The 24,303-nt window shown below is 55.1% G+C and carries 25 protein-coding genes; 11 read left to right on the forward strand and 14 right to left on the reverse strand.

Annotated elements, in window-relative coordinates:
- Positions 1-78: 78 nt before the first annotated feature.
- The 7 genes from ubiE to ACSHXH_RS05405 all read left to right on the forward strand — a co-directional run bounded on the left by ubiE (position 79) and on the right by ACSHXH_RS05405 (position 7,448).
- Positions 79-831, forward strand: coding sequence for a bifunctional demethylmenaquinone methyltransferase/2-methoxy-6-polyprenyl-1,4-benzoquinol methylase UbiE (gene ubiE, locus ACSHXH_RS05375; RefSeq protein ID WP_435670745.1), 753 nt, complete (start codon positions 79-81; stop codon positions 829-831).
- A 1-nt stretch (position 832) separates the two neighbouring features.
- Positions 833-2,365 carry a 2-polyprenylphenol 6-hydroxylase gene (ubiB, locus tag ACSHXH_RS05380; RefSeq protein ID WP_435670746.1) on the forward strand — a complete coding sequence of 511 codons (1,533 nt, stop codon included), beginning with the start codon at positions 833-835 and terminating at the stop codon, positions 2,363-2,365.
- Between the two features lie 77 nt (positions 2,366-2,442).
- Positions 2,443-3,108, forward strand: coding sequence for a transglycosylase SLT domain-containing protein (locus ACSHXH_RS05385; RefSeq protein ID WP_435670747.1), 666 nt, complete (start codon positions 2,443-2,445; stop codon positions 3,106-3,108).
- A gap of 59 nt (positions 3,109-3,167) precedes the next feature.
- Positions 3,168-5,189: a flagellar biosynthesis protein FlhA gene (gene flhA / locus ACSHXH_RS05390; protein WP_435670748.1), complete on the forward strand. Its 2,022-nt coding sequence runs from the start codon at positions 3,168-3,170 to the stop codon at positions 5,187-5,189.
- A 2-nt stretch (positions 5,190-5,191) separates the two neighbouring features.
- Entirely contained in the window at positions 5,192-5,959 is a 768-nt protein-coding gene (locus ACSHXH_RS05395) for a flagellar biosynthetic protein FliR (RefSeq protein ID WP_435670749.1), read from the forward strand.
- On the forward strand, positions 5,956-7,029 hold the full coding sequence (locus ACSHXH_RS05400; protein ID WP_435670750.1) for an EscU/YscU/HrcU family type III secretion system export apparatus switch protein: 1,074 nt from the start codon (positions 5,956-5,958) through the stop codon (positions 7,027-7,029). The genes ACSHXH_RS05395 and ACSHXH_RS05400 overlap by 4 nt, the downstream gene beginning before the upstream one ends.
- Complete coding sequence (locus tag ACSHXH_RS05405) at positions 7,026-7,448, forward strand: hypothetical protein (protein ID WP_435670751.1); 423 nt, start codon at positions 7,026-7,028, stop codon at positions 7,446-7,448. The genes ACSHXH_RS05400 and ACSHXH_RS05405 overlap by 4 nt, the downstream gene beginning before the upstream one ends.
- A 21-nt stretch (positions 7,449-7,469) precedes the next feature.
- Here ACSHXH_RS05405 and ACSHXH_RS05410 read toward each other — a convergent pair whose 3' ends face one another.
- From ACSHXH_RS05410 to ACSHXH_RS05450, 9 genes are read right to left on the reverse strand one after another with little or no spacing between them, the layout of a single operon-like run.
- Positions 7,470-7,967, reverse strand: a complete 498-nt coding sequence (locus ACSHXH_RS05410) for a flagellar basal body-associated FliL family protein (RefSeq protein WP_435670752.1) — start codon at positions 7,965-7,967, stop codon at positions 7,470-7,472.
- A gap of 11 nt (positions 7,968-7,978) precedes the next feature.
- Entirely contained in the window at positions 7,979-8,710 is a 732-nt protein-coding gene (gene flgH / locus ACSHXH_RS05415; RefSeq protein ID WP_435670753.1) for a flagellar basal body L-ring protein FlgH, read from the reverse strand.
- A gap of 1 nt (position 8,711) precedes the next feature.
- Positions 8,712-9,131 carry a flagellar basal body P-ring formation chaperone FlgA gene (flgA, locus tag ACSHXH_RS05420; protein WP_435670754.1) on the reverse strand — a complete coding sequence of 140 codons (420 nt, stop codon included), beginning with the start codon at positions 9,129-9,131 and terminating at the stop codon, positions 8,712-8,714.
- Positions 9,131-9,916 carry a flagellar basal-body rod protein FlgG gene (flgG, locus tag ACSHXH_RS05425; protein ID WP_435670755.1) on the reverse strand — a complete coding sequence of 262 codons (786 nt, stop codon included), beginning with the start codon at positions 9,914-9,916 and terminating at the stop codon, positions 9,131-9,133. Before flgG ends, flgA begins: the two co-directional genes overlap by 1 nt.
- Positions 9,917-9,926: 10 nt before the next feature.
- Positions 9,927-10,640, reverse strand: a complete 714-nt coding sequence (locus tag ACSHXH_RS05430) for a flagellar hook-basal body complex protein (RefSeq protein ID WP_435670756.1) — start codon at positions 10,638-10,640, stop codon at positions 9,927-9,929.
- 1 nt (position 10,641) lies between these two features.
- Positions 10,642-10,911, reverse strand: coding sequence for a flagellar biosynthetic protein FliQ (locus tag ACSHXH_RS05435; RefSeq protein WP_435670757.1), 270 nt, complete (start codon positions 10,909-10,911; stop codon positions 10,642-10,644).
- A 4-nt stretch (positions 10,912-10,915) separates the two neighbouring features.
- Complete coding sequence (gene fliE, locus ACSHXH_RS05440) at positions 10,916-11,203, reverse strand: flagellar hook-basal body complex protein FliE (protein WP_435670758.1); 288 nt, start codon at positions 11,201-11,203, stop codon at positions 10,916-10,918.
- A gap of 24 nt (positions 11,204-11,227) precedes the next feature.
- Positions 11,228-11,617: a flagellar basal body rod protein FlgC gene (gene flgC, locus ACSHXH_RS05445; RefSeq protein WP_435670759.1), complete on the reverse strand. Its 390-nt coding sequence runs from the start codon at positions 11,615-11,617 to the stop codon at positions 11,228-11,230.
- A gap of 10 nt (positions 11,618-11,627) precedes the next feature.
- Positions 11,628-12,011, reverse strand: coding sequence for a FlgB family protein (locus ACSHXH_RS05450; protein WP_435670760.1), 384 nt, complete (start codon positions 12,009-12,011; stop codon positions 11,628-11,630).
- An 86-nt stretch (positions 12,012-12,097) separates the two neighbouring features.
- Here ACSHXH_RS05450 and ACSHXH_RS05455 point away from each other — a divergent pair, with 86 nt between their 5' ends.
- On the forward strand, positions 12,098-13,432 hold the full coding sequence (locus ACSHXH_RS05455; protein ID WP_435670761.1) for a FliI/YscN family ATPase: 1,335 nt from the start codon (positions 12,098-12,100) through the stop codon (positions 13,430-13,432).
- A 33-nt stretch (positions 13,433-13,465) separates the two neighbouring features.
- Here ACSHXH_RS05455 and ACSHXH_RS05460 read toward each other — a convergent pair whose 3' ends face one another.
- The 4 genes from ACSHXH_RS05460 to ACSHXH_RS05475 all read right to left on the reverse strand — a co-directional run bounded on the left by ACSHXH_RS05460 (position 13,466) and on the right by ACSHXH_RS05475 (position 16,381).
- Positions 13,466-14,269, reverse strand: a complete 804-nt coding sequence (locus ACSHXH_RS05460; protein WP_435670762.1) for a DUF1217 domain-containing protein — start codon at positions 14,267-14,269, stop codon at positions 13,466-13,468.
- Complete coding sequence (locus ACSHXH_RS05465; protein ID WP_435670763.1) at positions 14,266-14,670, reverse strand: flagellar biosynthesis repressor FlbT; 405 nt, start codon at positions 14,668-14,670, stop codon at positions 14,266-14,268. Before ACSHXH_RS05465 ends, ACSHXH_RS05460 begins: the two co-directional genes overlap by 4 nt.
- Positions 14,667-15,041 (reverse strand): flagellar biosynthesis regulator FlaF, encoded by a 375-nt coding sequence (gene flaF, locus ACSHXH_RS05470; RefSeq protein ID WP_435670764.1) that lies wholly within the window; start codon positions 15,039-15,041, stop codon positions 14,667-14,669. The genes ACSHXH_RS05465 and flaF overlap by 4 nt, the downstream gene beginning before the upstream one ends.
- A 68-nt stretch (positions 15,042-15,109) precedes the next feature.
- Positions 15,110-16,381 (reverse strand): flagellin, encoded by a 1,272-nt coding sequence (locus ACSHXH_RS05475; protein WP_435670765.1) that lies wholly within the window; start codon positions 16,379-16,381, stop codon positions 15,110-15,112.
- Positions 16,382-16,652: 271 nt separating this feature from the next.
- Here ACSHXH_RS05475 and ACSHXH_RS05480 point away from each other — a divergent pair, with 271 nt between their 5' ends.
- Together ACSHXH_RS05480 and ACSHXH_RS05485 are read left to right on the forward strand one after the other, a co-directional pair.
- Positions 16,653-18,116: a flagellar hook-length control protein FliK gene (locus ACSHXH_RS05480; protein WP_435670766.1), complete on the forward strand. Its 1,464-nt coding sequence runs from the start codon at positions 16,653-16,655 to the stop codon at positions 18,114-18,116.
- A gap of 9 nt (positions 18,117-18,125) precedes the next feature.
- Positions 18,126-18,767 (forward strand): flagellar hook capping FlgD N-terminal domain-containing protein, encoded by a 642-nt coding sequence (locus ACSHXH_RS05485; protein ID WP_435670767.1) that lies wholly within the window; start codon positions 18,126-18,128, stop codon positions 18,765-18,767.
- A gap of 68 nt (positions 18,768-18,835) precedes the next feature.
- On the opposite strand, the gene carB is transcribed toward ACSHXH_RS05485, so the two are convergent.
- Positions 18,836-22,168, reverse strand: coding sequence for a carbamoyl-phosphate synthase large subunit (carB, locus tag ACSHXH_RS05490; protein ID WP_435670768.1), 3,333 nt, complete (start codon positions 22,166-22,168; stop codon positions 18,836-18,838).
- 354 nt (positions 22,169-22,522) lie between these two features.
- Here carB and aspS point away from each other — a divergent pair, with 354 nt between their 5' ends.
- Complete coding sequence (aspS, locus tag ACSHXH_RS05495; protein WP_435670769.1) at positions 22,523-24,301, forward strand: aspartate--tRNA ligase; 1,779 nt, start codon at positions 22,523-22,525, stop codon at positions 24,299-24,301.
- Positions 24,302-24,303: the final 2 nt, after the last annotated feature.

The raw sequence follows: 24,303 nt of genomic DNA on the forward strand, positions 1-24,303 counted from the left end.
ATCCTGTCTGGTCGCGTCGCATTGTAACGTGGTGTAGGCGCTCTATAAGAAGTTCTGGCAGACAAAACGGCAAGGCTTATGGCAGACGAAACCCAATCAACCACGCATTTCGGATTTCAGGACGTACCCGAGACCGAAAAAGCAGGCCGTGTTCAGGGCGTGTTCAGCTCTGTTGCATCGAAATATGACGTGATGAACGACGCCATGTCATTCGGTATCCACCGCATCTGGAAGGATGCGATGATGGATTGGCTGGCACCGCGCGCCGGGCAAAAGCTTTTGGATGTGGCAGGCGGAACCGGCGACATTTCGTTCCGCTTTCTGAAACGCGCAGGCCGTGGGCACGCGACCGTTCTGGACCTCACCGAACCCATGCTGGTCGAAGGCCGCAAGCGCGCCGAGGCTAACGCGATGAGCGGCAGCCTGGAGTGGGTTGTCGGGGACGCGATGCACCTGCCCTTTGAGGACAACAGCTTTGATGTCTACACGATCTCGTTCGGCATCCGGAATGTGACGCGCCCTCAGGAAGCCCTGAACGAGGCGTTCCGCGTTTTGCGCCCGGGCGGCCGCTTGATGGTGCTGGAGTTCAACCAGATCCCTAACGAATTGATGCAAAAAGTCTATGATCTGTATTCGTTCAACATCATTCCACGTCTGGGTCAGGCCATCGCCAATGACCGCGACAGCTATCAGTATCTGGTGGAATCGATCCGCAAATTCCCTGATCAGGACACGTTCTTGGGCATGGTTCGAGAGGCGGGGTTCGAAAACGCCAAGTACCGGAACCTGAGCATGGGTATCGCCTGCCTGCATTCCGGTTGGAAAATCTGACGTGAGAGGGCCACACAACATCCTGCGCCTGATCCGTACGGGTGCCACGCTGGAACGTACGGGTGCGATGGGCGTCGTACTTGATGCCTTCGACGCGCCCAAATCGCTGCGCGTCGCGGCCCGGCTTTTGGGCTGGCCGTTCAAATGGCTGGGCTACGAAGGCGACCCCTCTGTCCCACCGGCCCCCCGCGCCCTGACGGCCTTGGGTCCGGCATATATCAAGTTTGGTCAGGTCCTCAGCACCCGACCCGATGTTGTCGGCGATGAGATGGCCAAACAACTGCGCGTCCTTCAGGACAAGCTGCCGCCCTTTTCGGTCGCTGAGGCCAAGGCGATGGTGGAATATGAACTTGGTGTTCCGGTCGATAGCGTGTTTTCAGAATTCAGCGAACCCGTCGCCGCTGCCTCGATTGCGCAGGTCCACAAAGCCAAGCTGGCGCAGACCGGTGAAACAGTCGCCGTAAAAGTGCTGCGCCCGAACATCGAAAAGGATTTCCGCAAGGATATCGACGCCTTCTACTTTGCCGCAAACATGATCGAGTTGTTATCCCCGTCGTCGCGCCGCTTGCGCCCATTGGATGTGATCACGCATTTCGAAGGTGTCGTCATGGGCGAATTGGACCTGCGGCTTGAATCCGCGGCAGCCTCCGAATTTGCCGCGAACACTGCGCAGGACGACGGATTTCAGCTTCCAGCAATCAAGTGGGATCTGTCGAGCCGCCGCGTGATGACTCTCGAATGGGCCGAAGGACTTCCGCTTGGCGACAACGACGCGTTGGATGCTGCTGGTCACGACCGCGCGGATCTGAGTGAACGCGTGCTTCAGCTGTTCCTGCAACACGCGCTGCGCGATGGATTTTTCCATGCCGACATGCATCAGGGCAACCTCAAGGTTGCGCCCAACGGCGATATCATCGCGCTTGATTTCGGGATTATGGGGCATATCGATGAATACACCCGCCGGGTCTATGCCGAGATCCTCTATGGTTTTATCCGCCGCGATTACAAACGCGTGGCTGAGGTGCATTTCGAAGCGGGCTATGTGCCCAACGACCGGGATGTCGACGAATTTGCACGCGCGCTTCGCGCAGTCGGAGAGCCGATTTTCGGCATGGACGCCACACGCATTTCGATGGCGCGACTGCTCAGCTACCTGTTCGAGGTGACGGAACGGTTCGGGATGGAAACACGCACAGAACTGATCTTGCTTCAACGCACGATGGTTGTGGTCGAAGGGGTCGCCCGGTCGCTTGATCCTAAGATGAACATCTGGAACGTCGCGCAACCGATTGTCGAAGATTACATCAAGAAAAGCATTGGTCCGGGCGCGTTTGCCAAGGATCTTGGGAAGACCGCGCTTGTTCTGGCCCGGTTTGGCCCACGCCTTCCCGGCCTGATGGAGCAAGTGCTGATTGCGCAAGCTCAAGGCACGCCAGAACCGAAAAACAGCCCCGTCAAGACCGCGATGCTTTGGACGGGGGTTGGTGCAATTGTGGGTGCCGGGCTGGTCGTCCTGATCGAGGCGATTTTCTAACCCAACTTGGACGTTCGTAACCAAATCCTAACGCTCTGACCCGTACCTTCTGCCAAACCGCAGAATGCGAGGGCCGTGTGTTGACCGGAATATTGGTAAAATCCATCTTATCGGGTGTGTTGGTCGCAGCGCTTGCTGCAACTAACGCTGGTGCAAGCCTGTGTGACTCCGCAGCACAGCGCGCATCTTCGGAAACGGGTGTTCCGCTAGATGTCATGCTGACAATCACCCGGCTGGAAACGGGCCGGGGCAAGGGCGTGGACCCTTGGCCTTGGACAGTGAACCACGCAGGTGACGGATCTTGGTTCCCATCTGAGGATGACGCTCGATCCTACGTATTTTCCAAGATCAAACGCGGTGCATCCAACATCGACATCGGGTGCTTTCAGATCAATTACCGCTGGCATGCAGATGGGTTTCGGTCGTTAGACGATATGTTCAACCCGGACCTGAACGCGCTTTATGCTGCCAATTTCCTAAACCAGCTTTACCGCGAATTCGGCACATGGACCGAAGCAGTGGGGGCCTATCACAGCCGGACCCCCGAATTTGCCGAGCGTTACAAATCCAAGTTCCACACCCTGCGCGGACGCGTTGCCACACTTGATGTGCCAGAACCGAAAGCGCTCAAGCCAAACCGAAAGCTCGTGTTCGGACGGCAAGGCACAGCACGACCGGGCTCCGCGTTCCTTACAGATGCAACCGGCGCCCAACCATTCATTCCCCTTAACAGGACAAACTAATGGGAGGCAGCGTTACGACACTTTTCGCCAAACCAACCGTGGTTCTTGCGGTCGCGCTCATGGCAGTCATCGTCATGATGATCCTGCCTGTACCGGCGTTTATCCTGGACATCGGTCTGGCGACCTCTTTCGCGCTGGCAATCTTGATTTTCACGGTGACGTTGTTTGTCGAACGCCCGCTGGATTTCTCGGCGTTTCCAACAATCCTTCTGGCATCACTGATGCTGCGCCTGTCGCTGAACATCAGTTCAACAAAGCTGATCATCGGACAGGGCCACACCGGAACCGATGCAGCTGGCAACGTGATTCAGGGCTTTGCCGATTTCATCATGGGTGGCAGCGTGTTTCTGGGTCTGGTGGTGTTTTGCGTGTTGCTCATCGTCAACTTCATGGTCATCACCAAAGGGGCCGCGCGCATGGCCGAAGTCGGCGCACGCTTTGCTTTGGACGGCATGCCCGGCAAACAATTGGCCATCGACAGCGACATGGCGGCAGGGGCCATCACCCATGCCGAAGCGCGCGCGAGGCGGGAACGCGAACTGCAAGAAACCACGTTCTTCGGATCGTTGGACGGGGCCTCCAAATTCGTCAAGGGCGATGCGGTTGCTGGTCTTTTGATCACGCTCTTGAACATCGTGGTCGGCCTGATCATGGGCACCGTGGTGCACGACATGCCCATCGGTGCAGCCTTTGAAACCTACGCGATCCTGACCGTTGGGGACGGGTTGGTCACACAGATTCCGGCTGTCATCATCTCGATCGCCGCCGCACTGCTTCTGGCGCGTGGCGGGTCAATCGGCGCAACGGATCTGGCCATCACTTCGCAGCTCGGTCGCCATCCCGCCGCTTTGGCAACGGTTGCCGTTCTTATGGTGATGTTTGCGCTGATACCGGGCCTGCCCGTCGTGCCATTTCTCACCGGTGGTCTGATCCTCGGCGGCCTCGCCTATTGGGTCAGCCGCAACGCCCCCACCGATACAGATGAGACCCCTGTTGAAACGCCATTATCTACCAAAGACCGCCCGATTGGTGACGTTCTTGATCTTGACGACATTCACGTCGAATTCGCCCCCGATCTTGTTGATATGGTGCTCGATCCGGCAAGCGGGCTGGATTCCCGCATTGCCAATATGCGCACACACATTGCCAAGAGCTTTGGCACCATCATGCCCGAAGTGCGCCTGACCGATGACGCGATGCTCAAGGATGGCACCTATGTTGTGCGGGTGCACGGGGTCGAGGTGGCGCGCGGTGTGCTGCATCCAGACCTGATGCTTGCGCTGATCCCAGAAGGTGCAGCGGCCCTGCCCAGTGGCAGGGATGTCGAAGAGCCAGTCTACGGAGCCCCGGCCCGTTGGATACAGGATGCTGAACGCGAAGACGCGCAACTCAGCGGCCTAACGGTTGTCTCACCCAGCGAAGTGCTGGCCACGCATCTGCTTGAGGTGATCAAACGCAACCTGGGACGGCTTTTGACGATGAAGTCGCTCAAGCGGCTGCTGGATGAACTCAGCGCCCTATCCAACCCCGGCCGGGCTGAAGCGAACCGCGTGATGATCGAACAGACGGTGCCAGACAAGGTGCCGATGGACACCTTGCTTCAGGTGTTGAAGCTGTTGCTCGACGAACAAGTGTCGATCCGCAATTTTCAGCTTATTCTCGAAGCGATTGCCGAAACCCGCGGGCAAGGGCACACGGCGGAATCGATCTGCGAACATGTGCGTCAACGCCTGGGGTTTCAGCTTGTTGCAGCGATGCGGCGCGAGGATGGAACGATCCCGCTGGTGCATCTCGCCTCTGATTGGGAAAAACGGTTTGAGGAATGCGAGGTGACCAGCGATCGCGGCACGCCCGATGTCGCACTCCCGCCGAAAGACTTTGAAATCCTGTCAAAACGCATCGCCGAGGAACTGGCCCGCGCCAGTCAAAAGGGCCTGTTCCCAGCGCTTGTCACTCCGGGGCGCCGCCGTCGATTTCTACGCAGCCTGCTGACCGCCAAGGGGATCAGCAACCCGGTCATGTCCTTTGAGGAAATCGGCCTTGATGCCAAGCCCGCGCTTGTGGGCACGATTGCGGCCTAGCCATGGCGGAGGGCTTTCTTGACGAAATATCTGGCCAAATCTGGCTTGTGTTTGCCGTGTTTCTTCGGATCGCCCCGGCAATTTCCCTCGCGCCGGGATACGGGGAAAGCTACGTGTCCGTGCGGGTCCGGCTTGCTGTGGCGGGGTTCCTTTCGATTGCGGCAGCGCCCGTTTTGCAACCCCACCTTCCCGCAACGCAGTTGGAGGGATCGGCACTCTTCATCTTTGCTCTGCGGGAAATCACCATCGGGTCCTTCATCGGGATCATGGCGCGTGGCATGATCTTTCTGCTGGAAAAGGCTGGAACGATCATCAGCCAGACCGTTTCCCTGGCGCAAATGCTTGGCAATGCCGCAGCCCCCATGCCGGTGATCAGCCACATACTGACCACCACGGGCATTGCGATCCTGTATTCGACTTCGCTTGCCGATCAAATGCTCTATGCCTTCGTTGCGAGCTACTTTGTCGAATTGCTTAACATCCAAGACCTTTGGGGGTATTTCGCGGCCAAGATCACGGAACTTGTCAATTTTATCTTCAACAACGCAGTCGTACTGGCCTCAGGATTTGCGAGCCTGTTTTTCGTCTACTACTTGTGTATCGGGTTCATCAACAAAGCCATGCCGCAATTCATGGTCTCCTTTATCGGGATTCCCTTTGTGGCGCTGTTGTCGATGTATTTCCTGCACCAACATTTCGAACTGCTGCTGACAGTTTGGCAGGACAAGGCGCTGAGCATCCTGATGATGCCCTTCGAAGCCGCACGATGAGCGAGTCCGAGGAAGATCAGGGCGACAAACCCTATGAGGCCACGCGACGCAAGCTGGAAGAAGCACGCAAGAAGGGTGAAATTGTCCGGTCGCAGGACGTGGTCAACCTTGTCGTTCTTGCGCTTTTCACCGGCGCAGTGCTTGCGGTGTTCGGTGGCGTGATGTCCGACATCGTTTTCAACATCAAGGACTTCGTCGAAGAGGCGGGATCGCGGCGGGACCCGCTTGATGGGCCGCGCGTGTTTAACTCTATTGCCGCTTGGACGCTGCCCTTGCTCACGATCTTGTTCCTGATCCCGTTTGCAATTGTGATGGCAGGGCTGATCGGCACAAAACAGTTGCTGTTTACCGCAGACAAGTTGCAACCAAAGCTGAACCGGATTTCCTTGATCGCAAACGCCAAGAAGAAATATGGCTGGTCCGGTCTTTTCGAATTCGCAAAGAATTTTGCAAAATTCCTTGTTTTTGCGGGGCTGATGGCCGGGTTCATCAATGATGGTCAAAGACTGTTCCAAGGCGCCGTCGTCCGAGGGGAACACATGGCCCTCGCAAACCTGTATGACGTGGCCCTGCGATGGCTGTGGTTCACGTTGGTGGCCTATGCAGTTTTTGCCGCCATCGATGTCTTTTGGCAGGCACATGACCACGCCCGCAAGAACCGCATGTCCCACAAGGAACTAAAGGACGAACATAAAAACGAAGAAGGCGATGAACATGTCCGGCAGCAGCGCCGCGCGAAGGCCGAGGAAATCGCGACGAACCGGATGCTTCTCGACGTCCCCAAAGCTACGGTCGTGATCACGAACCCCACCCACTATGCCGTCGCCCTACAATGGACAGGCGAACTCAACACTGTCCCGAAATGCGTCGCGCGCGGAACCGATGAAACCGCGCGCAAAATCCGGGAAATCGCCATCCAATCCGGTGTGCCCCTGTATCGTGACCCGCCAACAGCGCGCAAACTTTATTCAACGATCAAGGTCGGAATGATGATCGAAACCGATCAATACAAGGCTGTTGCAGCGGCCATCGGCTATGCGCGTCGCATTCAAGACATGGTGCGCAAATGACATCGTCAGAAGGGCTGAACAAAGCGCTTGGCGTGCTTGATGCCCGTGTGCAGGCGCTTGAGACGATGTTGGCACGAGAAATGAAGATCAAGGACGAGCTGCGATCACGGCAGGTCGCAATCCTAGATCAGGAAAATGCGCTGGCGGCGACATTGCAAGAAAACGCAGCCATAGACCCGACGTCGTTCCGGTTTCTTGAGTTGCGGTTGCGCAAATTATCGAACGATCAGCGGCGCCTGCAACCTGTTCTGGCCAAATCCGCGATGCAGCGCCACTCCGTACAGGCGGCGTTGAAAACGCTCATGCGGCAACGATTGGGGCTTGCCTTGCAGATCGAAAAGCAAAACGCGCAAGACCCGGTTTTTCAAACCGAAGAAGAGCGCGCCCATGTGGTGTTCGAGATGCAAAAGCGGCGATGACGCCGCATCCGTGTCCCTATTTTAAAACGCGTCCTGACGCGCCATGTCCGTGATCAACACGGTCACGGATTGTTCACTCAGCACCTCTTTTGACCGTTCGGTCAATGCAGTTTTGACCAGTTCAAGCGTCTGTCGGGAAATCAATTCGTCCTCGAATCCACCCATTGCCGCAAGGGTGAACAGTTCAGCAAGGAACGTGTCCCGCAGCTTTGGTTCCAACCTTCGTACCTGATCGCCGACCCCGGTTTCCACCTCAAGCGCGACGGTCAGGATCACCATTGCCCGCACCCGATTATCAAGGATCACAGGCACAACAAACTGGTTGGGCAGTTTGACGATCTCGGTATTGCCTGGCTCGGCGTCACCTGTACTCTCACCGACAGCCGCACTGTCGCCGTCCGCGGCTGTGTCTGTCGTTGCGTTTGTATCCTCTCCCGCCGGGGCCAGCACGATGGCCGCCGCCCCTCCCCCCGCGAGACCAAGGATCAATGCAAACAGAGGAAGCAATTTTTTGAACATAGCGACACCCATCAAAAAGGCAGAACCGCATCCAGCACTTGCTGCCCAATCCGCGGTTGCTGCACATCGCTGATCTGGCCGCGACCGCCATAGGAAATGCGCGCTGACGCCATTTTGTCATAGGTGATTTCATTCTGCCGCGTGATATCCGCACGGCGGACAAATCCCGACACAAAAAGCTCTCGCAGTTCGAAATTGACCCGGACTTCCTGCGTTCCTTCGATACGCAAAACGCCGTTGGGCAAAACATCCACCACAGTGGCAGCGATCCGCAACGTCAGCTTTTCGTTGCGACGGACAGAGCCATTGCCCTGACTTTGGCTATTTGAATCAATCTCAACCGCTGCCTCAAGGCTTGCTCCATCGGGCAGGTCCTGATTGCGACGCTGGGGAAAACCCAGGAGTTGTGGCATACCAAGGCTTTCCTGTGATGACCGCCCACGGGACGTCGTGTTCGAAATCTCGGCCTGATCGTCGATTTCGATCATCACGGTCAGGATATCCCCAGTGGTAAACGCACGCCGGTCGCCGAATAGGGAGGTCTGATCACCGCTCCAAAGCGACGCTTGCCGATACGCTGACGTATCCGCTGTTGTCGCGGGCAGGCCGGAATAGACCATCGCCTGACGTTCCACACTTTGGGTTTGCGGCGACAGGGTTGGCGGTTTTCCGATATGATCCAGCCGTCCGCAATTCATGAGAAAGGATGTAGCGACAAGGCCAATGAGCAATCTGGATGTCATCTCAGGGAAGCACCTTCAAACGACCGTCTTCCATGACCTGTGCCCGTATCGTCGTCCGCGACATAAGGTTCATGGCCCGGATAATGTCGCCAACTGATCCGCGTTCCAAAGCACGGGCTTCGGTTTCTATGGTCAAACCCTTCACGCTGAACGTGGCCGCAACGATCTGGTTGCGTTCGATCAATGCCGCCAAGGCGATATCAGAGTGCAAAACGGGACGCCCGGCATAGATGGCGCGTTTAACCTCGGTTCCGATCACTGCATCAAGGGACTGGGCAGCTCCCGGAGTATCGACATCTTTAAGATGCACCGATTGTTCCGTAATCACGTCTCGTGGCCGCATAGTTTTCGATGCAAAAACCGTATCCGACAGAGCGGGGGTTGCCGCCAAAAGGCAGGCAAGAAACGACAAAACCCGCATCAGCGCACCTGCGTCGTGGCACCAAGCATCTGGTCCACCGCCGATATCACCTTGGCATTCAGCTCATAGCCGCGTTGCGCTTCGATCAGTTCGGTCAGCTCGCGCACGGGATCAACGGAACTGTCCTCAAGATAGCCTTGCCGCAAAGTTCCCAAACCGTCTTCGCCGGGTGTCGCCACCAAAGGGCCACCGGACGCTTCTGTTTCACCAAAAAGATTCCCACCAAGCGCTTCGAGCCCCTTGGCATTGGCAAAGCCAACAAGGTTCAGCTGGCCCAAAAGCTGCGGTTCCGCCGTTTCCGCGAAATAGGCGTAGACCTCGCCTTGGGGATTGATCGAAATGCTGCGCGCATCTTGCGGAATGACAATCTCTGGCGCGACCGGGAAACCTTCGGACGTTACGATCAGCCCTTCGGCGTTGCGCTTTAACGATCCGTCGCGCGTATAGGCCGCTTGGCCGGATGGCATCGCCACTTCGAGATAACCATTGCCATCAATCGCAAGATCGAGGTCCGAATTGGTCTGGCTTAAAGACCCTTGCGCCAGATGAACCGACACAGCGGCGGGGCGAACGCCAAGCCCGACTTGAACGCCCGTTGGCAAAACCGTGCCATCCGCGGCATTCACCGTGCCCGCGCGGGCAATTTGTTGATAATGCAGATCCGCGAACTCTGCACGACGGGCGTTGTAGCCGGTGGTGTTCATGTTCGACAGGTTGTTTGAAATGATCTCGACCCGCATTTGCTGGGCAGTCATCCCGGTTGCCGCAATTTTGAGTGCGCGCATGTCGCTTCCTTTACTTAATCAATGTTTGAAGGGCAGATTTCGCGCGTTCATGATCCATATCGAGCAGCGTTTGCCCCAATTCATAGGCGCGCTGCACTTCGATCATCCGCGTGAGCTGAGAAATCGCATCAACGTTGGACCCTTCAAGATGCCCTTGAAGAACCAAACCGTCCGTGGACGGAGCCAGGGCGGCATCTGTTCGGAACAGAACGCCGGATTCGCGGGCAAGGTCGGCCCCTGGTTCCGGCTCGACCACGCCGATCTGCCCAAGCAAGCGGTCACCAAGACTGACGGTGCCGTCTGCCGCAACTTTGACATCCGCCTCTCCCGGCGGGACGTTGATTGGGGCCCCCCCGATATCGAGAACCCGGTGCCCGTCCGTCGAAACGATGTCGCCCAATGAATCCACGTTAAACGCACCGGCGCGCGTCAGCCGCAGGCCATTCGGCGTATCGAGCTGAAAATAGCCAGTGCCTTCAATCGCCAAATCCAAAGCATTGCCTGTCTGCGTCAGAATACCCTGAGACGCCGAGGTTTTCCTGACACGCGCCGCCGCCATGGAAAGACTGTCACCGCCATCAACCGCTTGCACAAATTCAGAAAACACCAAACCCTGTTGGCGATAGCCCGTGGTCGCTGCGTTGGCGATGTTATGCGCGATGATCTCCATTTCGCGCATCAGTCCGGATTGGCGGGTCAGGGTCACATATCCTGCACTTTCCATTTCAGCCTCCTGCAATGGATGGAAGAATGATGGTTTGAAAGAAATCGATCAGGCTTTGCGTCATGAAGTTCATCGAAGTCCAAAAGACGCCAATGATTGCCACCAGTTTCGGCACAAAGGTCAGCGTCATCTCTTGGATAGAGGTCAGGGCCTGAAACAGGCCAATCGACACCCCGGCCACCAGCGCCGCCACAAGAACAGGCGCTGAAATCAGCACGGCAATCCGCAACGCCTCGCGCAGCACGTCATAGACATAACCTTCGCTCAGCACGGGATCAGACCGGCATGCGCAGGATTTCCTGATACGCCTCAACCACGCGGTTGCGCACCGTGACCGCGGTTTCCACCGCCAACTGCGACTGAGACAGCGCTTCGACCAACGCATGCGGATCGGCATCGCCGTACATGGATCCCATCGCAGTGCTTTCCGTTTTGGACAGCGTTTGCGCAAAATCTTCGGTGATCTTGGCAAAGCTCTGGGCAATCGCCGCCCTCGGATCAGGGTCCGTTGCAGGTTTCAGGGCAGCGTATTGCTGAGAGGCGAAAAGGGATTTGACGTCCATTGTGTTTCTCCATTCTGGAAAAGGTTACTTACGAAGCAGGTCCATGAGACCCGATGACATTTGACGCGCTTGATCGAACATCTTGAGGTTCGCCTCATAGCTGCGCTGCGCCTCGCGCGCGTCCGCGATTTCGAGGATCAGATCGACATTGGACCCGGCATAGTGACCGCTCGCGTCGGCCATCGGATGGCCAGGATCGTAGATTTGTTCACCCGCACGACGGTCGAGCGCCACTCTCTCAAGCGCGACTTTCGCCACACCAGATGTTTCGACTTCGGACGAAAACGCCACGGTCTTGCGCCGATAACCGGGGGTATCGGTGTTCGCCACGTTTTCGGCGACGATGCGCAGGCGGTGTGCCTGCACCTTGAGCCCGCTTGCCGAGACCCCGATTGAATTGGAAAAGGCTGACATTCTGTCGCTCCTATTGTTTGCTCAATGCGCTGCGCAGCATACCAAGCGACGCACGGTACACGGCAAGGGCGCGGTCATGCTGTCGCTTGGCATCCACGGAGTTCAGGATTTCATCATCAAGAACCACGCTGTTACCATTCGGGTCACTGTTGGTCTGCGCCGAGATCGCGGCGCTGCTTAGGTCGCCGGTTGGTGCCAAATGCCCCGGCCGCGTCGCCCGAAGGGCGAAACCGTCGGACGTGGGTGGAACCATATCCGCAAACGGCTTGACCGATTGCGCGCGATATCCCGGCGTGTCAGCATTTGCGACGTTCTGCGCCGTCAATGCCTGCTTCAGGCCAGCATGTTGCGCCATCGACAGCGCGGTTTTGAACAGATCCAAATTCTGGAACATGACAGGGCTTCTCCCTCGTGTGGTTCAACGAAGGCTTAACCCTGATTCCTTTAGAAAGGGTTTTCAGAAGCTGAAAGGAGTGACCGATGCAAAACGCTGCGCTGATACACCTGAAAACCAAGGTTGCGGATATCGCACAAACCAGAACCGTTGGACGCGTGATTGCGGCGGACGGTCACACACTTCGGATTTCCGGGCTAGAAGACGAGGTGTGTCTGGGGGACCGGCTGCGCCTCATCCGCCGCGATGGCACTTTCCTGATGGGGGACGTGTTGTGCCTCGGCCAAGATGGCGTGACCATGTTGCCTGATGATCCGCCGCTTCAGGTCGCGCTGGCGGATCGTGTTGTATCCTGTGGACGCGCGCAAATTTGCCCTGATTCTAGTTGGTTGGGCCGTGTGATCGACCCATTTGGAAACCCTCTGGATGGGCGGCCACTGCAAAAAGGCGGGCTATCCGTCGATATCCAAAACGCTCCTCCGGCAGCGGTGTCACGCAAAGCGATGGGCCCACGTTTGGACACAGGGTTTCATTTGTTCAACACGATGCTGCCAATTGTTCGCGGTCAACGCGTTGGGATTTTCGCGGGATCCGGCGTTGGGAAATCCCACCTTCTGGCCGACTTGGTCAGGATGATGGATGCGGACGTGGTCGTCATGGCACTTGTTGGGGAGCGCGGACGGGAAATAAACGATTTTACACAAAACGTTCTTGGCGAGGCGGGCATGAAACGCACCGTTGTTGTCGCCGCCAGCGCAGATGCCGGACCAACAGCACGCATGCGTTGCCCGATGACCGCGATGCGCATTGCCGAAGTGTTCCGGGATACGGGCAAGCATGTTCTTTTATTTGTCGATTCCATCACGCGATTCGCCGAAGCCCACCGTGAAGTTGCCGTGTCAGCGGGGGAATTTCCCAGTTTGCGGAGTTTTCCACCCTCGACCCCCATGCAGATCACAAAACTGGCAGAACGCGCCGGACCCGGACCCAGAGACGCAGGCGATATCACAGCCGTTTTCAGCGTTCTGGTCGCCGCATCCGACATGAACGAACCGGTTGCGGACATGTTGCGCGGCGTTCTTGACGGCCATTTCGTTCTCTCCAGAAAGCTCGCCGACCAAGGGCAGTTTCCGGCCGTCGAAGTGCTACAATCTGTTTCACGGTCGTTGCCGGACGCGGCAAATACTGTCGAAAACACCCTGATCCGAAAGGCCCGCCGCCTTATCGCAACCTACAACGACTCGTCCGCCATGGTTCAGGCCGGGCTCTATGCAGAAGGTTCAGACCCCGATCTCGATCAGGCAATCCTATTTCACAACTTGTTTTCAGAATTTTGCACCAGCACAACATCTGACGGGATCGGCGCAAGTTTTGAGAAATTGCGGTTCTGCTTGCGGCGCAGCGGCGCACTCAAGGACTAGACGTTGGAGTCTGCTGAGATGAACTACGGTTGTTTATCTCAGCTTTGGAATTGAACTTAACAAGATAAGCGCCGTCTGAAGGGAGCTGCTCTGATTGAGCGTTTCAGCCTGGCGCATGATCAAGAACCGCCGGGTCACCGCGTCCGCCATCGGATCACCCGCCAGTTCAGTAACTTCGTTGGTTCCAAAAACCAACGACGCCTTGTCCATCATGCGTTCGTGTTGAACATCAATATCAAGCTTTGAGAACTCGGTCGGAAGGCCAAGGGCCTTTTGCATAACCTCCCTCAGTGGGGGTGTCGCAAGAATTTGGAACCAAGCCGTGGCATTGGACCCGGCAGTGCCTGCGACCTCTGTCAACGACCGTTTGAACCCAAGAGCAAGGCGCATGTCAGTATCAGATTTCCCGATCTCAATCTCAAATGATTGGGCAAGATAATTATCAACCGTGCGCTGTGCCAAACCAGCAATAGCCTTGTGTCCCGGCGGGGATTTCGAAAAATCGAAATCCTGTGCAAGCGCCCTGTACCGCCTGTCCGAAAGTTTGTTTGCAAGGGCTGATGGATCGCTCACGCCCTCTGACATAACCGTTTTTATGAAATGCCGACTTTCGATGTCATCAGACAACCCATAAGCACCAAGAACAAGACGTAGAAGCCGCCTGTCAGAGACAATGTCATCGGGTGTACTCAAATCAGCAAATCTACCTTTAAAGTACTGCGTGTCGGATTGCGTAACATAATTCGTGTTAAATGCAGCCTGTTGAGTGCCCAAAGTGGATTTGAGCAAAACCCATGCTGACAACCCATTACCCAATACAAACGGCTGAAAGCTCATTGGCATCGGCCCATCAGAAGATGCAGCTCTAGAGGCAACAATTGCCTGAGCTGTTTCAAACAAGAGTAAGGATTTTCGTTGTCGTTTGCGTCTGCCGCGCGGGCCAATATTTCCGAACTATGTTCATCGCGCAAAATATCTGAGAGTGACTGAATCTGCCCGGCCAAACGTATCCGAATCGCGGCTGAATCCACCTCACCACTCAGCAAAAGTTGTGCAAGATAGCAAGCGCGTCGAACCGGCGTGTTCGCGTCATCAGGATGTACGGCATCCTTTAGCCGCAGGATGTTTGCCCCCGAGCTGAGAACAGTTATTCTCGAACGACGGTCACCATTTTCAATGACTGCGCCGTTGATGAGGACACGCTCCTTGGGCCCAAGTTTAAGAACCAGACCACTCATGACTCACCTGTTCTTGTTCCTAAGCCCCGTAGGATGGAAAGATTGATATCAAGCAGAGGCGCAATATCCAAATCTTCCTTGAGGACATTTCTGGAATATTCTTGAACGAATTCGCCAAGATAAAATAGCTTTGCACGCAAATCCGCAGGTAACGCGTTTTGGGAATTTGCGACATCCGCAGCCAAGGTTATCCATAGTTTGCGGTTGATCTGCACCGCTTCGGCAAAGGCGGGAAAATCATCTTTTCGCTTTTGCCTTGCGGATTTCAATCGCCGCGTAGCTTCCAAAATAATCTCGATTTCCGCATCCTTTGTGGATTTTATTGAAGAGGACGTTGCGTAGGCTTGGTACGCTTGGGTATGTGCATTCACAGCTATGACCTATGCCCTATCGTTGAAATAAAGTTGGTGTGGGCCGCCGGAGCGGCCCAAAATCAGGTTTAACGGAACAATGACAGAAGGGATTGCGGTGCCTGATTGGCAATCGAAAGGGCCTGAACCCCCAACTGTTGCTGAACCTGAAGCGCCTGAAGGCGTGCCGACGCCTCTTCCATATCCGCATCGACCAAAGTACCGATCCCCGACTTCAAGGAATCAGTCAGGCTCGAAATGAAATTTGCCTGAGTATCGATCCGGCCCTGAGCAGAGCCAAATGATGCGGCGGAGTCGATTGCGTTCTGGATCATGAACTCGACCGCAACCAAAGCCGCATCTGCACCGCTGTCTGAAGTGACATCAATATCGTTCAACTTTTCCAAGCCGCCGCCGATGGTCACTTCTGTGGGGCTTGTTAGCGTGTCGATCCGGGCCGCGATCGTATCAGTGGCATCCGTCACGCTTGAACTGATGTTGAGATTGTTGCCCGACGCTGTCACATTGAAGACATCTGTATCAAGGCCTTGCTCAGCGGCATAAATCGCAAAAGCTTGGGCAAGACCTTTGGCCACGTCGCCCGCTGTGTCACCATCTCGAGCGATGTACATAATCTTCTGCGCATCCGCCGCCGTTGCTCCGGTGGTGTAATCGGCGGGGTCAAAGTTATCACCGTTAGCATCAGTACCCGCGATACCAAGGCTAAAAACCTGACCAGCCCCAGTTGGCGCAGTCACCGTCAACGACTCTGATTGCGTCGCGTTAAGCGTGGCTGCCGCGGTCAGGTTGGCAACCGTACCACCGGTAACAGAGCTCGCAGTCGTTCCGAGATCCTTCTTGCCGATTGCGATATCACTGGCCGCAACACCAGCAGAAGATCGATCAAGCGACGCCAAAACATTGACCGTCCCAGAGCCCGCATCAGTTCCACGATTAGACAGAAGGTTAAGGCCGTTGAATTGTGCAGCGCCAACAACCGCGTTGATTTGGTCACGCAGGGCCACGATATCGGTTTGGATTTTGGCGCGGTCAACGTTCTGTTCCTGTGCGGCAACGATCTTGCCCTTCATGTCGGTCAATAGATCAGTCACCGTTTCTGCGCCATTTCGGGCGACCGCAACGGTCGATTCCCCAAGGTTAAGACTGTCAGAAATACCCTGAAACCCTTTCACATCGGATTCCATGACCTTCGAAATTGCCCACACAGCCGCATTGTCACGCGCATTTCCAACAGATTTACCTGTAGAAATAGTATTTTGCGTTTCCGTGAGACGGGAGTTGATAGACTTTAGAGTTTGAAGCGCAACCATTGCGCCGTTATTTGTCAGAATACTGGACATTGTGTTCCTTTCAGTCGTGCTTTGCACAGGTTCGATCTAACTCGATTCAATCCTCGAGATAGAAGTGAAGGTCATTCTGACACATGCCGAGAAATTTTCCCGCGCCACGGGTATCGTGCCCTGCCAACCTGCCAATGAAATATGAAGAAAGAATGAAATCAGTTCTTCTCTTTCACCTAATTATGTACAATTTTATATTTGAAAGGTTCGGCGTAAGGACATCGTTCATATCTTTCTTCTACAAGATAGGAGCGCAACTGAGGGCCGCACATTGCATGTTAATACAAATATAGCCGATAGTCGAAAGAAAGAATTAGCAATCGCGCCTACGCTGAATACAAATCAGTTAGGAGTCAGTGCTGATGCGTTTTCCCTGATCATAAGACTAAACTCTGACGACTCTCACAAAAATCATAAATCCATTCCTGAATTTGAAGCTATTGATGAAAACTTGAGGATATCTACTTCAAATGAATTGTTCAATGGCTCTATTGACCTCACAACACCTCCAAATAAAATTGAATCTGAGCCTCATTATTCGTCCAACCAAGAATACGTGGATGCGGATGACACTCTTGTAGAGGATGAAACTTCCTATAATTACAAATTAACTTTGTTATTAACTTCTACCTCATCAAATTCTTCACTGACGTCTCAATCTAGGTTGCCAGATGAAGAAATTCACTTAGATGAAGCTCCACAAAAAGATTCCAATAAAACACCTCTAAGTGAGGAAAAATCCTTAACAATCAAATCATTTGAAAATGAAAGAACCCAGCCTTCCCTACGAAATCTGAGTGGTGGTCATAAAGAAGCCTTATCTTTCAGCCCACTTATGCAATTGACTTATGCTTTATCACAAAAAAATTCGCAAACAAGTCTAGTACCCGCTTCACAGCTCATTAAAAATAACCTTCCTCAGGAAACACCATCAGTACGTTCAATTCCGGAATTTGAAATTTGGCCAGATCATGATGAGAAATTTGGCCCTCAAATATCTTACTCTGGGAATAATCTCAATTCCGAAGTCTACAAATCTTCAAAAACCCCTACTGCAGAAATTCTATCTTCATTTCACGTTTCAGATTCTATAGGAACTTCAAATAATCCCAAAACTTCGTTAGGGATATCAAAACATGAAGCCGACCTAGCTCCAAAAATGCGTATCAGAAATCCTGATCCATTGATACACCAGCTGGATCAATTACAAAGGTTACAATTTGAAGCTCCCAAAATTCAAATAAACTCTGTGCGCTCTTACATTAGTGAACGTACAGATGATGTATTTGATCAAGAAATTTCCTGGCGTAGCGAAAACGCAAACACCCCTTCGGTGCCATTGCATGCATCGACGGCAAATGGAAAATTACTTATATCACCAGATCTAAATTCGCAAAATCCTAGACCGACACTGCCTATACATATCGAACCCAAGGATAGCGGCGATTCAATTGATATTTCAATGCGAGTGAAAGACGCTGAGTTAGATATCAGCTTCAGCACTAAGAATAGAGATGCGTTTGATCTTTTGTCAAAGTATCAAGATGACTTGAAAAATACACTGAAGAGAAGCGGTGTTGATGAGTATTCCTTAACCTTTGATATGAATGATGGTGATCAACGTCAAAGCAAAAATAGCAGTAGCCACAAATCAGAAATGGAAACAAATTTGAGCGTCAAGGAAGTCGAATATCAATTGTTTTCTGGTGCCAATGGCATCGATCTGCGGGTATAGGAGAAAAATATGGATATCCCACAAATTGGCGGTTCACCAACATCGGTTGGGCAGGCGACGGCAACGGATGTGTCAGGCGATTTTGAAACATTTCTTAAGATGATGACAACGCAAATCCAGAACCAAGACCCGCTAAGCCCGATGCAAGCCGATCAATTTGCCAGCCAATTGGCCACTTTTTCCATGGTTGAACAGCAAACACTTACAAATCAGCGATTGGAAGCTCTCATAGGCGCAATGGCAACCGGCGGCCTGGCCGGGTATTCTGGATTGGTTGGGCGGGTAGCCGCGCATGAAAAGGCTTTTCAATTCTCTGGAACGCCGGTTGATCTGGAAATTGGTGGATTTCGAGACCCTGACGGAAACGCCAAGCTGGTCATTCTTGACAAGAATGGTTCCGTCTTTTTTGAGCGGAGCATCCCTGCAGGACAAAGCAGGATCACTTGGGACGGCACCGATCCGGAAGGGCGGTTGGCACAGCCCGGTCGATATAGCGCTGAGGTACGGCGCAGCTCAGACAATGTGACACTAGATGTGCCTGTATCCACCGCCGCAATGATCGAAGAAGTTCGATTCGGGAATGGCCTAGCAGAGCTTCTTTTGGCGGACGGAACAATCATCTCAGAAAACGCTGTTTCGACACTTCGCTAGCGGGTCGGAGCCTGGAATACATCCAGCCTTCCCTGAAACCCACAGCCGATGACCGATGAAACTATCCGTTACGCCTGAAGCGGCTTTACAATCAAATCGCCTTCTTCACGCGCCTTGATCGCAAGTGCCGCCGCATGCGAACCTGCCGCAGTTGTGAAATACGGAATCTTGTCATAAAGCGCGACAGATCGGATTTCCCGGCTGTCTTCGACAGCAGCGGCACCCTCGGTCGTGTTCATGACAAGGTCAATGCCTCCGTCCTTCATCATATCGACGATGTTGGGCCGGCCTTCATACACCTTTTTTGTCGTTTCGCACGCGATCCCATGCTCAGACAAGAAAGCCGCCGTTCCTGCGGTCGCCACAATCAAAAATCCCAAATCCGTCAGAATTTGCGCAGTCTCGACAAGCTGGCCAGTCTTGTCAGCATTTTTGACTGAGAAAAATACCGTTCCGGATTCCGGCAGATGTGTTCCCGCACCCATCTGCGCCTTGAGAAACGCGCGGGGAAAGGACCGATCCCAGCCCATAACTTCGCCCGTTGACCGCATTTCCGGGCCAAGGATCGTGTCCACACCGGGGAACCGGGCAAAAGGCAGCACCGCCTCTTTAACCGAGAACCACGGCATTTTAGGATCAGCCAACGTCATTGGGTCCGCCAGGGGCAGAACGGTGTCGTAATCCGCGTTGTCCGGGTATGGGTCGCGCATCGGGAAATTCGAAAGGGGTTCGCCCGCCATGACCCGCGCCGCGATCGACGCAATGGCCGAATCGGTTGCCTTGGCCACAAATGGCACTGTCCGGGACGCACGGGGGTTCACCTCGATCAGGTAAACCTCACCGTCCTTGATCGCAAATTGCACATTCATCAGCCCCACTACATTCAGCGCAAGAGCAAGCGCTTCTGTCTGACGGTTGATTTCCTCAAGCAGATCATCGGAGAGCGAATAAGGCGGCAAGGAACACGCGCTGTCGCCGGAATGCACGCCGGCCTCTTCAATATGTTGCATCACACCCGCAACATGCACCTGTGTTCCATCGCACAGCGCATCAACATCCAACTCAACCGCGCCGGACAGATAGCTGTCCAAAAGAACTGGGCTATCGCCGGACACCACAACCGCTTCTTTGATGTACCGCTCCAGATGTGCCATGTCGCGCACAATTTCCATCGCTCGACCGCCCAGAACATAGGACGGGCGAATGACCAGCGGGAAGCCGATGTCTTCGGCAATGGCCAAGGCCTGCGCATCGGTCGACGCAATACCATTATGCGGCTGCTTCAACCCAAGGCGGTTCACAAGATCCTGAAAACGCTCACGATCTTCGGCCAAGTCAATCGCGTCGGGCGTCGTACCAAGGATAGGAATACCTTCTGCTTCAAGTGCCTTCGCCAACTTCAGAGGCGTCTGGCCCCCAAACTGCACAATCACACCATGCAGCGTCCCGTTGTCCTGTTCGACGCGCAGGATCTCCAGAACGTGTTCAAAGGTCAGCGGTTCAAAATAAAGCCGATCCGACGTGTCATAATCCGTGGACACGGTTTCTGGGTTACAGTTGACCATGATCGTTTCATAGCCAACATCCGTTAGCGCGAAACACGCATGGCAGCAGCAGTAATCAAACTCGATCCCCTGCCCGATCCGGTTCGGGCCACCGCCAAGAATGACCACTTTCTTGCGATCCGACGGCCGCGCTTCGCATTCGACCTCACCCATCATCGGGTGCTCATACGTCGAATACATGTAAGGTGTCTGGGCTTCGAATTCCGCTGCGCAGGTATCGATCCGCTTAAAGCTGGCCTTCACTTTCAACTTGAGGCGCCGCGCACGCACGTCTTTTTCGGGCACACCAATCAGGGCCGCAAGCCGCGCGTCGGTAAAGCCCATCATCTTGAGCATGCGCATATCGGCTTCGGTCTCTGGCATACCGTTTGCCCGCACCTCGTCCTCGGCCTCCACGATTTCGCGGATACGGGCAAGAAACCAGGGATCGAACATCGTTGTTGCGAATATCTCATCGTCCGTCAGACCATGCCGCATCGCCTGCGCGATGGTGCGCATCCGGTCCGGCGTTTGCTGGCTGATTGCCTTGATCACGGCGGATTTTTCGGGCGCACCCTCAATATGCACTTCGTCAAACCCGGTCAGACCCGATTCCATCGACGCCAGTGCCTTTTGCAGCGATTCGTGGATCGTACGCCCAATCGCCATCGCTTCGCCCACCGATTTCATCGCGGTGGTCAGGTGCGGTTCAGAGCCAGGGAACTTTTCAAACGCGAATTTCGGAATCTTCGTGACCACATAGTCAATCGTCGGCTCGAACGAGGCCGGTGTGACTTTGGTGATGTCATTGTCCAACTCATCAAGAGTATACCCAACCGCCAGTTTCGCAGCGATCTTGGCAATCGGGAAACCCGTCGCCTTGGACGCCAGCGCAGAAGACCGGCTGACCCGCGGGTTCATTTCGATAACCACCATCCGGCCATCTTCGGGGTTGACCGCCCATTGCACGTTGGACCCGCCTGTCTCGACCCCGATTTCGCGCAGCACAGCAATAGAGCCATTGCGCATGATCTGGTATTCTTTGTCAGTCAGCGTCAGCGCGGGGGCGACGGTGATGGAATCGCCCGTATGCACGCCCATCGGATCCACGTTTTCAATCGCACAAACGATGATGGCGTTGTCCGCGCGGTCGCGCACAACTTCCATCTCGAATTCTTTCCAACCCAAGAGAGACTCGTCCACAAGGATCTGGTTCACCGGAGACGCATCCATTCCGGTCCGGCAGAAATGCACAAAATCTTCACGGTTATAGGCCACGCCGCCGCCCGTCCCGCCAAGGGTAAAGGCCGGGCGGATGATCGCGGGCAGGCCGATCTCGTCCAACTCGGCCAGCGCAAGGGCAACACCTGCGTCAAGATCGGCAGCACCATTGGCCTTTTTCGGGGCTGTGATGATGGTCGCCTTGGGGTTTTCAAGACCAATCCGGTCCATCGCTTCGCGGAACAGCTTGCGGTCTTCGGCCATTTCAATGGCCTCGCGCTTGGCCCCGATCATTTCGACACCGTATTTTTTAAGAACGCCCATTTCCTCAAGCGCGAGCGACGTGTTCAGGCCGGTCTGGCCGCCCATTGTCGGCAACAGCGCGTCGGGGCGTTCCTTTTCGATGATCTTTGCGACAATCTCGGGGGTGATCGGTTCGATGTAGGTCGCGTCTGCCAACCCGGGATCGGTCATGATCGTGGCCGGGTTAGAGTTCACGAGGATGACACGATAGCCCTCTTCCCGCAGGGCCTTACAGGCTTGAGCGCCCGAGTAATCAAATTCACAGGCCTGTCCGATGACAATTGGCCCTGCTCCGATGATCATGATGGACTTGATATCGGTACGTTTGGGCATTGTGTCACCTCGTTTTGCGCAGGTTCATGCCGGCGTAACGCCCCGGCTGGCAAATTCCAGCGGGTTATAGACATGCGCGAGTGACGTTCAAGCCTCTAGAGACAGGGTTTTGTGCCAGCAGGGCGATTTCAGGCCAATCCAGCCCGTTGGGCGGCGGCCTGAGCTCCTCTGTCACCGGACCACCGGGCCTGACCAGAGCCCGTATCAAACAGACCAGCGTGGTGCGCCATCTGTCCGTCTTCACAACAATTACAGCCTAACCAGCGCCGATTCCAACGCTATGGCTGGACTTTTGGCCAAACCTGCATCATTCACCCGGGCGACCTCGAACACACACAGAATTGGGAAACCGACATGCATGCCTTTCGCAGCCACACCTGCGCCGATCTGACCAAGGCCAATGTGGGCCAGGCCGTCCGCCTGTCTGGTTGGGTGCATCGCATCCGGGATCACGGCGGCATTCTGTTCGTTGATCTGCGCGACCATTATGGCATGACACAGGTCTTGTGCGACCCCGACAGCCCGGTGTTTGCCGCGCTTGAAAAGGTGCGCTCGGAATGGTGCATCCGCATCGACGGCGAGGTGAAGGCACGGGATGCAAGCCTTGTGAACCCGAAATTGCCCACCGGCGAAATCGAAGTGTTCGTGCGCGACCTCGAAATCCTCGGTGCCGCCGAAGAGCTCCCGCTGATCGTGTTCGGCGATCAGGAATATCCCGAAGAAACCCGCCTGCGGTACCGCTTCCTTGACCTGCGCCGCGAAGCGATGCAGCGCAACATGACGCTGCGGTCGGATGTGGTGTCATCGATCCGCAAACGGATGTGGGATCAGAAATTCCGCGAATTCCAGACACCGATTATCACCGCGTCCAGCCCCGAAGGTGCCCGCGACTTCCTTGTGCCGTCGCGCCTGCACCCGGGTAAATTCTACGCCCTGCCGCAGGCCCCACAGCAGTTCAAACAGCTGATCATGGTCTCTGGCTTTGACAAGTATTTCCAGATCGCACCGTGTTTCCGCGACGAAGATCCGCGCGCGGATCGGTCACCCACCGATTTCTACCAACTCGACTTGGAAATGTCCTTCGTCAGCCAGCAAGACGTGTTCGATACGATCCAGCCGGTAATGCAAGGCGTGTTTGAAGAATTCGGCGAAGGCAAAAAGGTTGACGCCGAATGGCCGCAGATTTCTTACCGCGATGCCGCCCTGTGGTATGGCACAGACAAACCTGACCTGCGCAACCAGATCAAGATGCAGGTCGTGTCCGACCACTTCCGCGACTCTGGTTTTGCGATCTTTGCCAAACTGCTGGAACAGGACGGAACCGAAATCCGCGCGATCCCGGCCCCGACCGGCGGCAGCCGCAAGTTCTGCGACCGCATGAACGCGTTTGCCCAAAAAGAAGGTCTGCCCGGCATGGGGTATATCTTTTGGCGCGACGGCGAAAACGGTCTTGAGGCCGCCGGCCCCTTGGCCAAGAACATTGGCCCGGAACGCACAGAGGCGATCCGCCAGCAATTGGGTCTTGGCGTCGGTGATGCGGCGTTCTTCTTGGGCGGCAAGCCCGCCTCGTTCGAAAAGGTCGCTGGCAAAGCACGCGTGGCTATCGGCGAAGAACTGGGTCTGACCGACAATGACCGCTTTGCGTTCTGCTGGATCGTCGATTTTCCGATGTACGAAGCCGACGAAGAAACCGGGAAGATCGACTTTAGCCACAACCCCTTCTCCATGCCCCAAGGCGGGATGGAGGCGCTGCAAGGCGATCCGCTCGACGTGTTGGGCTATCAGTATGACCTCGCGTGCAATGGCTACGAATTGGTGTCCGGCGCGATCCGAAATCACAAGCCCGAGATCATGTTCAAGGCATTTGAACTGGCAGGCTACGGCGAAGACGAGGTGCGCAAGCGCTTTGGCGGCATGGTCAACGCATTCCGCTTTGGCGCACCGCCCCACGGTGGCTGTGCCGCAGGGATTGACCGGATGGTCATGCTTCTGGCCGACACGGCGAATATCCGCGAAGTCATCATGTTCCCGATGAACCAGCGCGCAGAAGACCTGATGATGAACGCACCCTCTGATCCGACCAGCGATCAGCTGATGGAACTCCACCTGCGCGTGATCCCACAGGACGACTGATC

This window comes from Marivita sp. (assembly GCF_051251565.1).
Taxonomy (GTDB): domain Bacteria; phylum Pseudomonadota; class Alphaproteobacteria; order Rhodobacterales; family Rhodobacteraceae; genus Marivita.